Below are 13,833 nucleotides of genomic sequence, written 5' to 3' on the forward strand. Positions count from 1 at the left end.
TTCCGCTTAACATGAACACTCTTATACATATAATGAAAAAAGTGATGGCTACTTCCATCACTTTTTTCACTCACTCTATTTTTTCTCTAGTCCTTGTCCAAATGCTTTTAAGAAACTAAAACCAAATGTTATCGCCCTGTTGATATCTGGATCTTTTAATACTTTAAAGAAATCCATCACTTTTGTTTTTTTTCCATTTTTCAGCTCATCCGTTGCAAATTGTAATCCAGTGACTAAACTAGATGTTATTTGTTTCGTTATTTCTGGGTCCACTGAAGATAATGCCTCTCCTGCCCCCATCATATTGTTTAATGCATTTTTTACTGGTTCACGATTTAATTGTTCAACAGCTATTTTGGAAACATCTTCTTTTGCAGCAAGTAAACTAATTGCTGCATCTAAAATTCCAGCTTTTTGCAACTGTCCTAACAGCTGCATCGTCTCTTCTACTGCTTCTCTATTTTCAGCTAGCTCATTTAACAGTTCATCTGTTACTTGCTGTTTCTTTTCTTCTTCTGTTACAACCTTCTTTTTAATTAAAGTAATCTCTTTTGCCATGATCTCCGCCCCCTAATTCTGGTCCACAAGTGATACGTATTGTTTTCTTTGCCACTTTTGCTCGATTTCAACACCATTTTGCGGATGACGTTTTTTATCTCTCGGGTTTGAAGATGGTAACGGACGATTCCCTTTTTCACGTAATACGCGCAGTTTCACCATCGTTTGTTTATAAGCTGGTGTACACGTATAAATGTCTGTTGCTGTTCCTGTTAAAATATTGATTGCCTCTTCATTTACTGTCGCATGCATCGGCAAATATAACTCATTTCCAGTTACACGATCTGTAACAAGCGCTTGTACTTTGATTTTCCCAAATGGTGATGCTAATTCTACAAGACCACCATCTTTCACATTACGTTCTTTAGCAAGTTCAGGTGAAATTTCAACAAATACTTCAGACACTTTAGATAAAATGCCAGCCGACTTATTCGTCATATTCCCTTCATGGAAATGCTCTAGCATACGGCCATTATTTAATAGTAAATCATACTCATCTGGTGCTACTACTGGCGGTACCCATTCATCTAATGATAAACGAGCTAGCTTATCCGGGAAGTTAAATCCATCTACATATAATAATGGTGTATCGCTACCATCATGGCTACCCCAACATAAACTATTCCAGCCTTCTAAACGGTCATACGTTGCTTGTGAGTATAACGGAGCAAGCGATGCAATTTCATCCATAATTTCACTTGGACTTCCATAATTCCAGTCTCCGCCCAGTGCACGAGCTACTTTTTGTAAAATCCACCAATCTGGCTTAGAATCACCAAGTGGCTTCAATACTTCATACAATCTTTGAATACGGCGTTCTGTATTTGTAAATGTTCCTTCTTTTTCTAAGCTTGGTGCTGCCGGTAAAATAACATCGGCAAAACGAGCTGTTTTCGATAAAAACATATCTTGAACAACGAGGAAGTCTAAATTCGCTAAAATATGTTGTACATGGTTGGCATTTGAATCTACTAAAGCCATTTCTTCTCCCATAACATACATACCACGCAGTTTTCCTTCTTCCGCTGCTAGTAACATTGCGATATTATTTAGTCCCGGTTCTTTCGGAATGGTAGTACCGTATGCTTTTTCAAATTTCGCACGATGCACATCATCTGAAACCGCTTGATAACCTGGAAGCCAGTTCGGTAATGTTGCCATATCACAAGCACCTTGTACGTTATTATGTCCGCGTAACGGATACGCACCTGCACCAGGACGACGATAGTTGCCCGTAACAAGCAGTAAATTTGAAATTGCAGCTGACGTTGTACTTCCTCCTGTATTTTGAGTTACACCCATTCCCCAAAGTACACAAGTACCATCTGCTTCATATACCATACGAGCCATCTCTTTAAGATTATCTTTAGAAATCCCTGTAATTTTCTCAGTATAATCAAGCGTATACTTTTCTAGCATTTTGCTATATTCATCAAAATTCTTTACATTTTCAGCTATGAACTTTTTATCATGCCAATCTTGATCAATAATATATTTCGTAATACCAGCAAGCCATACATAATCCGTCCCTTGACTCGGGTGAACAAATATATCAGCACGCTCTGCCATTTCATGTTTACGAAGGTCTGCTACAATCAATTTTTGCTCGTGTAATTTATGAGCACGCTTTACTCTAGTTGCAAGTACAGGGTGACCTTCTGTTGGATTTGCACCAACAATAATAACAAGACCTGCTTCAGCAATATCTTTTACCGTTCCAGCATCCCCACCCATACCGACAGTTTTAAATAAACCGTCTGTCGCTGGAGATTGGCAATAACGCGAGCAGTTATCTACGTTATTCGTTCCATATATTTGACGGGCTAGTTTTTGCATAAGGTAGTTTTCTTCATTTGTTACTTTAGAAGAAGAAATAAAACCAAATGCATCGCTACCGTATTCTGATTTAATATGTTGCATATTAGATGCAACAACTTCAAGAGCCTCTTCCCATGAAGCCTCAACAAACATATCCCCTTGGCGAATTAACGGCTTTGTAATTCGCTCTTCACTGTTTACAAAATCCCAGCCAAATTTACCTTTTACACATGTAGAGATACCATTAACCGGTGCATCTGAAACAGGTTGTACTTTTAAGATTTGACGATCTTTCGTCCATACTTCAAATGAACAACCTACACCACAAAATGTACAAACGGTTTTTGTTTTATTAACTTTCGTCTTACGCATCGCAGCCTCTACTTCTGAAACCGCTAAAATACTGCTATATCCAGGTTCTACATCTTTTACAAAATCAATCATTGGATCTAACACATCTGGTTTTAATCCTGTCATAAATCCTGCTTCACCCAGCATTGTTTTTTCCATTAACGCATTACACGGACATACTGTTACACACTGCCCACAACTCACACAAGATGAGTCATTTATACTTACACCATTGTCCCAAATAACACGTGGACGGTCTAAACTCCAATCGATTGATAACGTTTCATTAACTTGTAAATTTTGACATACTTCTACACACTGCCCACAAGCAATGCATTGATTTGGATCGTATCGATAGAATGGATGCGATGTATCCACTTCGCATGCACTTACTTTCGGTTCATACGGATATTTCTGTTCTTCAATCCCCATCATATGTACTGTATTATGGACTTTACAGTTACCATTATTGTTATCACATACTGTACAATACAATAAATGATTCTCTAATATTCGATCCATTGCTTCAGTCTGTGCCTCTTTTGCACGCTGAGACTGTCTTTCAATATGCATACCATTCTCTATTTGCGTTGAACAAGCACGCATTAACTTCCCATCTACTTCTACAATACATGTATCACAGGTTTGAATAGGATCTACCTCTGGTACATGACAAATTTGAGGATGTTCTAAATTACTTTCATTAAATAATTGGAGTATCGTCTTTTCACCTGATGCAAAAAGTTCTTTCCCATCAACGGTTACACGGACTGTCTGTTCTGTCATAGTTTCCCCTCCCCTTACAACTCACTGTACAATACGATTATGAATCCGTTTTCAAAAACGTATTTCTGTACATATTTTTGAAACGCTCTGCCCAAATACTTTTCTTATGAAGTCGATTCTAGATGTTATAAGGTATAGCTACGCAAGCTTGAAAATGTCACTATTCTACAAATCTATTATATCGTACATATACAATAATAACCAAAATAATCTGCCATCTTTCTGATAGTAGATGCTTTTATTTTTCCGATGTTTTATGATAAATATGGGGAAAAATACATATAAAGGGGAATTTAATATGGGGCCTACTCAAGAAACGTATACGATTGTACGCTATCAATCCGGTACATTTTCAAAACAAAATGATGATGTTGTGACAGAATTTCCTATTACAATTAAGTTGAATAGCGAAGAATACGTAACAGTTGTATGCACGCCTAATTACATTGAAGATATGGTAATTGGTTTTTTAATTTCTGAAGGAATTCTTTCTTCTTATAAAGATATTGAAGAATTATGGGTCCAAAAGGAAAACGGAATTGCCCATGTAAAATCATCAAAAATTAATCCGCTCTATCAAACTTTATATAATAAAAGATACGTAACTTCTTGTTGCGGAAAAAGTAGACAAGGTTTTGTTTTCGTCAATGATGCCGCAAAAGCAAAAGAGTTACACGATATACATATATCTATTACTCCAGAAGAATGTTTTCACCTAATGACTTCCTTACAACAATCTTCAACTACATTTCACCAAACAGGTGGTGTGCACAATACCGCGTTATGCGATCGAAAAAATATTCTCATATCAAGAATGGATATCGGAAGACATAATGCACTAGATAAAATATACGGTCATTGTTTACGAAACAATATATCTGTTCAAGGGAAAATCATCGCGTTTAGCGGACGCATCTCATCTGAAATTTTGTTAAAGGTTTCAAAAATCGGTTGCGAAATTGTCCTATCTAAATCAGCTCCAACTAAGCTAGCATTGCAACTCGCTCACGATTTAGGCATTACCGTAGTAGGATTCATTCGAAATGAATCTTGCAATATTTATACACATCCAGAACGAATCGATGGTTATCAATCGAATAATTAAAAAACACCTTCTCAATTGAGGAGGTGTTTTTTAGTTATAAAAACGTAATATGTTTAACACTTGAATAGTTAATAAAGTTAATATATAATTTCATTACATAAATAAAATGAAAACATAGTAGCATATATCTTTTCATTCTTTTACAAATTAAGAAAGAATAATCACAGAATGTATTTAGCTACCCTTATTCTTATAGAGTTAATGGATTAAATTAGGATCAACCAAGGAGGTTACAACTATGGAAATTCGCTTATTAACAACAGAGGACGCAGAAATTTATTTGAAAGTTTGTATGGAAGGTTTAACGAAAAACCCTGAGGCTTTTAGCTCTTCTTATGAAGATGTTCTTAAACATGAAAACCCTGTCGCTGCCATGGCAAAGCGATTAAGCAATCCGGATAAGTATACTCTAGGTGTCTTCAAAGGTAATGATTTAGTCGGTATTGCTACTCTAGAAACAAAGCCATTTATTAAGCAAGAGCATAAGGCAAAAATCGGCTCCGTTTTTGTTTCTCCAAAAGCACGTGGTCTCGGTGCAGGACGAGCTTTAATTAAAGCGATTATTGAAAATGCCGATAAATTAAATGTAGAACAGCTCATGCTTGATGTTGTTGCTGATAACACTGCTGCAAAAAAATTATATGAGTCTCTCGGCTTCCAAACTTACGGCGTGCAAGAACGGTCCTTAAAACATAATGGCCAATATTGGGACGAAGAGCATATGGTTTTATTCTTAAATAATTAACATTTTAATATAACTTTTCAAAAGCATCTTCTTATTAATTAAGATGCTTTTTTCATTACAACAATGTAATCTTCATGTCACCTTTATCGATCGTTCCAATCCTTTCCATTCGTTATACTAAAAATATAAAGTGAAGCTTTACTCAGTCGGGAGCTCCATCCCCCACTGAATTTTGAGATGGAAGTCTTACTGCCCGCGAATAGCGGGATAAAGTGAAACTTTACTCGGCAAGGAGGATCCATCTCCCGCTGATTATTAAATGAACGTATAGCATGATGCAATTGATATGTAGAGGAGAATATGACATGAAACAAAACAAACGAGCTATCTTTTTAATATGTGCTACAGCAATTGTAACTTCTGGATTAGCAATTTTACCTTGGTTTATTATATAGAATACATAAAAAAAGCTTATTGCTCCGTAAGAGGCAATAAGCTTTTTTTCTATTATAAAATCCCGAAAAATTTATTTACACAACTTATCATAATAAGCATAGATACCGCAACACACATTACAACCGCATTACGATCTTGCTTTTCTTTTTGTAAATGCTCTACTTGTTTATTCATGTGTACAATCTCCTTTTAAAAAAAGTGTGAGATAGGAAATTTTTCTTATCCGATGCGAGGTGAATACGAAAACCCTCTCTATCTCACATACACAATAGAATGGAATTGTCATTTTATAAATAAAATGACATGACGTTATGTCGCAACATAGGGTATTTGTGTCGCTACGTTTTCTATTATAAAAAATAGTTGTGCAAAACTAGTGCATTTTTTATGTCAATTGCCCTGATTGAAAAAATCAGCCATCCATTCAATCACATAAAAAGAGTTTTTTATTATTTTCATGTAAACTATACAAGTAGAATGAATAGTTTGGGGTGCACAAGATTATGGTGAAAATTCTATTAGTAGACGATGAAGAACGTATGTTACGATTATTAGATCTGTTCTTAAGCCCTCGTGGCTATTTTTGTATGAAAGCTACTTCTGGCCTTGAAGCGCTAGAATTAATCGAACAGAAGGACTTCGATATTGTTTTATTAGATGTTATGATGCCAAATATGGATGGGTGGGATACTTGCTATCAAATCCGTCAAATTTCCAACGTTCCAATTATTATGCTAACAGCTCGCAACCAAAACTACGATATGGTCAAAGGCCTAACAATGGGAGCAGATGACTATATTACAAAACCATTCGATGAACATGTATTAGTCGCGCGAATCGAGGCTATATTACGCCGCACAAAGAAAGATGGCTTTGTTAGCTTCAATGGTATTGAGTGGGATAAAACGAAACATACTGTTACAGTTTATAATGAAAAAATCTCACTAACTCCTATTGAGTTTTCGTTGCTCGGACTATTTTTACAAAATACAAACCGCGCTTACAGCCGAGACGATTTAATCGAGAAGATTTGGGGCTATCAAACAGACATCGAATACAGAACTATCGATTCACATATTCGTAATATACGGGATAAGTTACGCAAAAAAGGATTTCCAGTTGAAGATTACTTAGAAACTGTCTATAAAGTCGGATATAAATGGAAAAGTGAATAATTAATTGGGTCAGTGGACAATAGTTGACCACTGGCCCTTTATATGAAATAAGGTATGGTGAGAAAATGAGTAAACTTTCCCTTAAAATTGGGACATACTTTTTAATATTAGCTTTATGTATTGAAACAATTGCTTTCGTATCTTTTTATAAAAGCCTTTCAAAAATGCGGGTTGAAGAGGAAACAGTTGCTCTATTAGAGAAAGGCAATCGGTATCGTGACAAAATTGTAAACCGTGCAAAATGGAATGAACATTCTAAACAAAATCCAAACACCGAACGTCCTAAACGCCCTTGGTATCAAGAGTTCACTATCGAGCATGCAGCTGAAGAATTAATTGGCTCAGAATTAATTGCTAATACCGATATCACTATCATTATAACTGACAATAACGGCAAAATCATTTCCACCTCAGAACCCGTAACGAAAGAAATGCAAAAGCAACTTACTTGTAAAACGGAAACTATTCCTAAAAACGGGTTGATTGTAGAAAAAAACTGGAAAAAATCGAAATTCATCTCAACAGTAAGCCCACTTGAAATAAATGGATTTCAAGGTAACTTACATATGTTATTAAAGACATCTTTCTTAGAAAATATGTTACTTAAACTCATGGATCAATTTATTATCATTAGTATTTTGACAATTATTTTAACAACTATTTCTGTCTTTGTTTTTTCTCGGGTTATTACAGAACCTCTTATAAAGATGAAAAGAGCTACTGAAAAAATGTCCAAATTGAACAAGCCAATTCAATTAGGAATTAAACGAAATGATGAACTTGGAAGCTTAGCAAAAACTATTGAAGATTTATCTAGTGAACTTACGTATATGAAAAAAGAACGAAATGAATTCCTCGCTAGTGTCGCTCACGAATTATTAACTCCATTAACCTATATGAAAGGTTATGCGAAGGTAGCAAAGAGAGATTCTTTAACGAAGGAAGAACGTGAAGAGTATTTACAAATCATCGAGGATGAAACGGATAGTGTAACTGATCTCGTACAAGATTTATTTATGCTCGTACAATTAGAGCAACATCAATTCGTTATTAAAAAACAAAAAATGCCCCTTAGACCATTTTTAGAACGAATGGTTGAAAAAACAAAAACAACATTAACAAACAAACAAATAGAAATTCATGTATACTGTAAAAATGATTTAGAAGTTTGTATAGATGAAAGGCGTATGGAACAAGTGATGTTAAATTTATTACACAACGCCTATCAACATTCTCCAGAAAACACTTCTATCACAATACGTGTACTAACCAGTGTGAATACTTTTACAATAAGTGTACAAGATGAAGGTGAAGGTATTCCAAAAGAAGATATCCCACACATTTTCGATCGCTTTTACCGTGTCGATAAATCTAGAACAAGGGCTACCGGTGGAAAAGGTATTGGACTAGCTGTTGCAATGGAAATTGTAGAACTTCATAATGGTTCTATCGAAGTTAAAAGCGAATTAGAAGTCGGAACAGAATTTATAATTGAGTTACCATTTGAATAATATATGCGTGAAAACACCAGTAGTAGTAAACACTACTGGTGCTATTTTATTTATAAAACCAGCTCATATAAGCTAAGCTTTTGAAATTATTTTTATTTCAATATAAAATATAGGTACAACTGTAAAAGATTTGGAGGGTGATATAATTGGATATCCATGTATTAACAAAAGACGAAGCAGAAATTTACTTAGAACTTCGAGTAGAAGGATTAAAACAAAACCCGGAAGCTTTCAGCTCTTCTTATGAAGATATTATTAATAAAGAGTGTGCTATTGAATATAAAGCCCAAAAATTAGCACAAGATGAGAACTATACACTAGGTGCATTTAAAGATGGAGAATTAATCGGAGTTGCAACACTGGAAACGAAACCATATGTAAAACAAGAACATAAAGCGAAAATTGGTTCAGTATACGTGTCTCCAAAAGCACGCGGACTTGGAGCAGGAAAAGCACTTATTAAGGAATGTCTTGAACTTGCTAAATCTCTAGAAGTAGAGCAAGTTATGCTTGATGTTGTTGTTGGCAACGATGGTGCAAAAAAACTTTATGAGTCATTAGGATTTAAAACATTTGGTGTGCAGGAACGTTCATTAAAATATAACGGACAATATTGGGATGAAGAGCATATGGTTCTTTTCCTAGATGAAGAAAAATAATAAAAAACATCCTCCATTTATGAGGATGTTTTTTTACTTCCTTGTAAACCATGCTGTATATAATAATTGAATAGCCTCTTCAATTTCTTCCTCTAATAAAGTCGCAAATCCAAGCAATACTGTATTTTCGGGGGAAGTCCTTTCCTTATAATACATCGAAACAGGATATACTTTAATACTCCTCTCAGCTGCAGCTTCCACTAACTCTTTCTCTTCCATCCCATTATGCACTTTTAATAAAATATGTAGGCCAGAGTCCTCTCCTATTACTTCAACTCCATTAGAAAAATATTTTTCTATTACCGAAACAAGACGGTCCCTCTTCTTTCGGTACACAACACGCATTTTATGAATATGTTTTTCCCAATGCCCATCATTTAAAAATTTCTTAATGACCTCTTGATCCATTCTTGAAACGCTTTGTGTATAAAATAAATATTGCTCCTGATACTGCTTAATGAGCGGTTTTGGCAACACCATATAACTCATCCGTAATGATGGCAATAGCGCTTTAGACAGCGTACCCATATAAATTACTTTCCCATCTCTATCTAACCCTTGCAGCGCCGGAATCGGCTTTCCTGAATATCGGAATTCACTATCATAATCATCTTCAATAATATATCTTCCTTCTTCTTTTTTCGCCCATTGTAAAAGCTGCATTCTTCTCGTAATTGGCATAATCATCCCGCAAGGAAACTGATGCGAAGGTGTAACAAATACAACATTTGCATGGCTATCAGTTAACTGTGACATACAAATTCCATCTCCATCTAAAGATAACATTTGGACATTTTGTTCCCCTTGCTCAAAAACAACCATTTTCCGATGGTACCCAGGATTCTCAACTGCATAACGACTTCCCTTTAACAGCTGAAATAACATTTTTACTAATATTTGTGTACCCGCTCCTATTACAATTTGACTAGCTACGCATCGTACACCTCTAGATTCATACAAATAGCTCGCGATTGCTTCTCGTAAACTTACCTCCCCTTGCGGATGTCCAATAAAAAGTAAATCTTTATTTTCAAATTGCCATACCTCGTTCGTAATTTTTCGATATACATGAAACGGAAAAGTATTAGTATCCACACCCGTTTGAGTGAAATCAAATTTATACTCCTTATCTTGAAAAGGCGCTTCTCCTATTACCTCTTCGCTACCTTCCGCATGAATCATTTGCTCGATTTCACATGCAAAATATCCTTTTCTAGAAATCGACTCAATATATCCTTCCGCAAGAAGTTGCTCATAAGCAGCTTCAACTGTATTTTTACTCACTTGTAAATATGTTGCTAGCTTCCTCTTAGCCGGTAATTTCGTAAAAGCCGGAATCGTTCCATCTTTAATCTCTTTTTTTATATACTCATACAATTGTACATACAATGCCGTCTTACTATTTGCATTCAAATTAGGCGTTAATTCTAACACAATAACTGACCCCTCTCAAAAACACATAACTGATACTTTTTACAGTACCAGAAGTTCTATATAATTCCTTTTATCATGTAACGCATTAATAATCAAATACTAGAGAGGAGATGCATGATAATGAACAAAAGTAGACGTATTGGACTCATTATGATTATTACAGGAGCCACATTATGGGGATTATCTGGACCGATGATTCAATGGCTATTTCAACATACGAACGTATCATCAATTGATTTTTTAACAATTCGCTTGTTGCTTGCAGGAATATTTATTTTGTCTTTCTTACTAATAAAGAAACAAAACATATTTCAAATTTGGAAACACCCTAGACATTCTATACAGCTTATTATTTTCTCTATTCTTGGCATGCTCGGTGCGCAATATGCCTTTATCGAAACAGTTCATATTAGTAATGCTGTCACAGCAACACTCTTTCAATTTCTAGGCCCTGTTCTTATTACAATGTATGTTGCATTTGAGCAAAGAAAATTCCCTGCTTCTATGCAAATACTCGCAATTATAACTGCGCTAACAGGAACATACTTTATTATTACAAATGGCTCAATCGAAAATATTGTTTTATCTAAAGCAGCCATTATTTTCGGACTATTAACGGCAATAGGATTTGCATTTTATACCCTTCATCCAGCTTCTCTCATTAAAGAATGCGGAACAACTGTAGTAATTGGCTGGGGGATGTTAATCGGAGGGATTGCACTGCTTATTTGTAATCGTTCTTTTGGATGGAATCAGATTTCGCAAACTTTCACACTTCAAACTTTTTCTATGCTTATTCTTATCATTATAAGCGGCACTCTTTCTTTCCTTCTTTATATCGGTAGTCTTAAATATTTAGCAGCAACAGAAACAAGTATTTTATCTAGCATTGAACCACTTGTAGCTGCCATCGTTTCAATCGCTTGGCTTAATGAATCTTTTGGAGCATATCAATTATTAGGCGGAGTATGTATCGTTCTTTCTGTTATTTTCTTAACAATGCCTCAAAAAGAGAGAGAACCAACCTTTTCAACTGAGCAAATATAAAGTGAAACTTTAATCAGTGGGGGTTTTGTTCATCCCCAATGATTATTAGCCTTCACCAATCGGGATAGAAAATGTCAAAAGAGGTCGTACAAAACTTACGACCTCTTTTTATGATTTAAAGGAATTGTCCCGCTTGCTAGCAAATACAATTACACTAACAATAAAAATTAGGAGTGTGGCAACATGAAAAAAATCGGAACTATGCTACTTTTCTCCTTCCTCATTACTGGCTGCGCACAAGTGCAACCAGATTCAAATGTACCTAAAAAAGAAGTACTAGAAACGTCATCCTCTCAAATTAACGCACCTTCCTTTTTTCATCTTAGTGTTTTAAAAGATGTAAATTGGGAAGAAGCACCTTCCTTTACAGAGGGGAAAATGCCCTTAAAAGGCATTGAAGGAAAAATTGCAATGGCTGATAGCTCTATTATCGCAAATGAACAAAATGAAATAATGTGGTTCTTCCTAGATCCTGAAATGCCAACTGGAAAACTATCTATTATCGCGTTAAAACAAGGAACTACAACTCCAACACCAGTACTCTTTCAAAAAGAAACTTCCAAACAAACTTGGACTACTTCAAATACAGTCAATACAACCATAAAGGAACTCCCTCTCGTAATGTCACTACCTTCCTCTGGATTATGGGTATTAAATATATATGTGAATGAAAAATATTATGATCAGTTTGTAATCAACGCCGAATAAAGTGACAAAACTGAAACACTTCCTTACAACAATGTAATTTCTACGTCACGTACTTCGATAGTTGGATTATCTCTCTTCTCTTATACTTAAAGTAAGAAATGAAGCGAGGAGAGATGAGAGATGAAAAAAATGATAGAAGTGATCGTAGCAGTAACTGAGGTTTTAGTAAATGGTAAACAAGTTGCAATGGAATTAAATAAATAATGAAAGGGGCTTGAATAAATTTACACTTCTTCATTGTTTTGATTTCTTATCTCAAAAAAAGCAGTGCCTTTTTAAGGCGCTGCTTTTGACTATTTATAACTTGGCATTTTCGTAATTTTCGCCACTCCTGAATCAATGGCTGCTTTTGCTACTGCTTCTGCAACACTTGGAACAACTCTTTTATCTAATGGATTTGGAATTACATAACTCGCATGAAGCTCTTCATCCGTAATGATGTTAGCGATTCCATATGCTGCCGCTAATTTCATCTCTTCTGTAATATCAGTCGCTCGCACATCTAACGCACCGCGGAATATTCCTGGGAACGCCAATACATTATTTACTTGATTCGAGTAATCAGAACGTCCAGTTCCTACTACAGCTGCACCAGCTGCTAATGCATCTTCTGGGAATATTTCTGGAATTGGATTCGCCATTGCAAACACAATCGCTTTCCCATTCATCGTCTGTACAAGTTCTTTCGTTAATACGTTAGGAGCAGATACGCCAATGAAAATATCAGCTTGATGAATCGCTTCTTTTAGCGTTCCGCGTACATGTTCGCGATTCGTCCGCTTTGCAACTTCTACTTGTGCTTCGTTCATCCACGCTTCACCTTCACAAACAATACCTTCTAAACTTACTAATGTAATGTGTTTTGCGCCAGCTTTTAATAATAATTTTCCAATTGCAATTCCTGCCGAACCCGCACCGTTAATAACAATTTTCACATTATCCATTTGTTTACTTACGACTTTTAGTGCATTAATAACAGCTGCTAAAACGACAATAGCTGTTCCATGTTGATCATCATGGAATACAGGAATATTCGTTTCTTCTTTTAATCGTTTTTCAATTTCAAAGCAACGTGGCGCTGCAATATCTTCTAAATTGATACCAGAAAATGTAGGCTCTAAATTTTTCACAAGGGTAACGATTTCATCTACATCCGTCGTCCCTAGACATAATGGAAAAGCATCTACATTCGCAAATTTCTTGAATAAAATACTTTTCCCTTCCATAACAGGCATTGCCGCTTTCGGTCCAATGTTCCCTAAACCAAGTACTGCAGTTCCATCTGAGACAACCGCTACCATATTCCCACGTGCTGTATAGTCATAAGCCGTTTCCTCATCTGCTGCAATTGCTTTGCAAGATTCCGCCACGCCTGGTGTATAAGTCAGGCTTAAATCATCCGCTGAATTCACTTCTACTTTACTTGTAATCTCAATTTTCCCTACTAACTCTTTATGCAATAACAATGATCTTTCATTAATTTGATTTTCTAACATACTTATAATCTCCCCTTAATTTGACAAGCTAGCTATACGAATAT

At 35.6% G+C, this 13,833-nt stretch carries 12 protein-coding genes; 7 read left to right on the forward strand and 5 right to left on the reverse strand.

The features are described 5' to 3' along the window. Positions 1 to 75: 75 nt before the first annotated feature. Both BAQ49_RS00750 and fdhF read right to left on the reverse strand, forming a co-directional pair. Positions 76 to 558 carry a helical membrane plugin domain-containing protein gene (locus BAQ49_RS00750; RefSeq protein ID WP_002091031.1) on the reverse strand — a complete coding sequence of 161 codons (483 nt, stop codon included), beginning with the start codon at positions 556 to 558 and terminating at the stop codon, positions 76 to 78. A gap of 12 nt (positions 559 to 570) precedes the next feature. Then, the gene (fdhF, locus tag BAQ49_RS00755) at positions 571 to 3,513 is read right to left on the reverse strand and encodes a formate dehydrogenase subunit alpha (protein ID WP_071743818.1); all 2,943 of its coding nucleotides are present in this window, start codon (positions 3,511 to 3,513) and stop codon (positions 571 to 573) included. Positions 3,514 to 3,811: 298 nt separating this feature from the next. Between fdhF and fdhD the strand changes: the two genes are divergently transcribed. Next, the gene (gene fdhD, locus BAQ49_RS00760; RefSeq protein ID WP_071743819.1) at positions 3,812 to 4,618 is read left to right on the forward strand and encodes a formate dehydrogenase accessory sulfurtransferase FdhD; all 807 of its coding nucleotides are present in this window, start codon (positions 3,812 to 3,814) and stop codon (positions 4,616 to 4,618) included. Positions 4,619 to 4,856: 238 nt separating this feature from the next. Beyond that, on the forward strand, positions 4,857 to 5,363 hold the full coding sequence (locus BAQ49_RS00765; RefSeq protein WP_071743820.1) for a GNAT family N-acetyltransferase: 507 nt from the start codon (positions 4,857 to 4,859) through the stop codon (positions 5,361 to 5,363). A gap of 447 nt (positions 5,364 to 5,810) precedes the next feature. Here the strand turns inward: BAQ49_RS00765 and BAQ49_RS33830 are convergent, their stop codons facing one another. After that, complete coding sequence (locus BAQ49_RS33830; RefSeq protein WP_071743821.1) at positions 5,811 to 5,933, reverse strand: hypothetical protein; 123 nt, start codon at positions 5,931 to 5,933, stop codon at positions 5,811 to 5,813. Positions 5,934 to 6,262: 329 nt separating this feature from the next. On the opposite strand from BAQ49_RS33830, the gene BAQ49_RS00775 reads away from it, so the two are divergent. The 3 genes from BAQ49_RS00775 to BAQ49_RS00785 all read left to right on the forward strand — a co-directional run bounded on the left by BAQ49_RS00775 (position 6,263) and on the right by BAQ49_RS00785 (position 9,104). Next, positions 6,263 to 6,934 (forward strand): response regulator transcription factor, encoded by a 672-nt coding sequence (locus BAQ49_RS00775; RefSeq protein WP_071743822.1) that lies wholly within the window; start codon positions 6,263 to 6,265, stop codon positions 6,932 to 6,934. A gap of 65 nt (positions 6,935 to 6,999) precedes the next feature. Continuing rightward, positions 7,000 to 8,445, forward strand: coding sequence for a HAMP domain-containing sensor histidine kinase (locus BAQ49_RS00780; protein WP_071743823.1), 1,446 nt, complete (start codon positions 7,000 to 7,002; stop codon positions 8,443 to 8,445). Positions 8,446 to 8,591: 146 nt separating this feature from the next. Continuing rightward, on the forward strand, positions 8,592 to 9,104 hold the full coding sequence (locus BAQ49_RS00785; RefSeq protein WP_000351210.1) for a GNAT family N-acetyltransferase: 513 nt from the start codon (positions 8,592 to 8,594) through the stop codon (positions 9,102 to 9,104). A gap of 33 nt (positions 9,105 to 9,137) precedes the next feature. Here the strand turns inward: BAQ49_RS00785 and pdxR are convergent, their stop codons facing one another. Then, the gene (pdxR, locus tag BAQ49_RS00790) at positions 9,138 to 10,538 is read right to left on the reverse strand and encodes a MocR-like pyridoxine biosynthesis transcription factor PdxR (RefSeq protein ID WP_071743824.1); all 1,401 of its coding nucleotides are present in this window, start codon (positions 10,536 to 10,538) and stop codon (positions 9,138 to 9,140) included. A gap of 120 nt (positions 10,539 to 10,658) precedes the next feature. Here pdxR and BAQ49_RS00795 point away from each other — a divergent pair, with 120 nt between their 5' ends. Both BAQ49_RS00795 and BAQ49_RS00800 read left to right on the forward strand, forming a co-directional pair. Then, on the forward strand, positions 10,659 to 11,585 hold the full coding sequence (locus BAQ49_RS00795; RefSeq protein ID WP_071743825.1) for a DMT family transporter: 927 nt from the start codon (positions 10,659 to 10,661) through the stop codon (positions 11,583 to 11,585). Positions 11,586 to 11,768: 183 nt separating this feature from the next. Further along, the gene (locus tag BAQ49_RS00800; protein ID WP_071743826.1) at positions 11,769 to 12,293 is read left to right on the forward strand and encodes a DUF4871 domain-containing protein; all 525 of its coding nucleotides are present in this window, start codon (positions 11,769 to 11,771) and stop codon (positions 12,291 to 12,293) included. A 293-nt stretch (positions 12,294 to 12,586) separates the two neighbouring features. On the opposite strand, the gene BAQ49_RS00805 is transcribed toward BAQ49_RS00800, so the two are convergent. After that, positions 12,587 to 13,789 (reverse strand): NAD(P)-dependent malic enzyme, encoded by a 1,203-nt coding sequence (locus BAQ49_RS00805; protein ID WP_071743827.1) that lies wholly within the window; start codon positions 13,787 to 13,789, stop codon positions 12,587 to 12,589. Positions 13,790 to 13,833: the final 44 nt, after the last annotated feature.

Origin of the sequence: Bacillus proteolyticus (genome assembly GCF_001884065.1) — a bacterium.
GTDB classification, from domain to species: domain Bacteria; phylum Bacillota; class Bacilli; order Bacillales; family Bacillaceae_G; genus Bacillus_A; species Bacillus_A proteolyticus.

Coding starts and splice junctions, on each gene's coding strand:
- BAQ49_RS00750 (WP_002091031.1), bottom strand. CDS start 558: ATGGCAAAAGAGATTACTTTAATTAAAAAGAAGGTTGTAACAGAAGAA.
- fdhF (WP_071743818.1), bottom strand. CDS start 3,513: ATGACAGAACAGACAGTCCGTGTAACCGTTGATGGGAAAGAACTTTTT.
- fdhD (WP_071743819.1), top strand. CDS start 3,812: ATGGGGCCTACTCAAGAAACGTATACGATTGTACGCTATCAATCCGGT.
- BAQ49_RS00765 (WP_071743820.1), top strand. CDS start 4,857: ATGGAAATTCGCTTATTAACAACAGAGGACGCAGAAATTTATTTGAAA.
- BAQ49_RS33830 (WP_071743821.1), bottom strand. CDS start 5,933: ATGAATAAACAAGTAGAGCATTTACAAAAAGAAAAGCAAGATCGTAAT.
- BAQ49_RS00775 (WP_071743822.1), top strand. CDS start 6,263: ATGGTGAAAATTCTATTAGTAGACGATGAAGAACGTATGTTACGATTA.
- BAQ49_RS00780 (WP_071743823.1), top strand. CDS start 7,000: ATGAGTAAACTTTCCCTTAAAATTGGGACATACTTTTTAATATTAGCT.
- BAQ49_RS00795 (WP_071743825.1), top strand. CDS start 10,659: ATGAACAAAAGTAGACGTATTGGACTCATTATGATTATTACAGGAGCC.
- BAQ49_RS00800 (WP_071743826.1), top strand. CDS start 11,769: ATGAAAAAAATCGGAACTATGCTACTTTTCTCCTTCCTCATTACTGGC.
- BAQ49_RS00805 (WP_071743827.1), bottom strand. CDS start 13,789: ATGTTAGAAAATCAAATTAATGAAAGATCATTGTTATTGCATAAAGAG.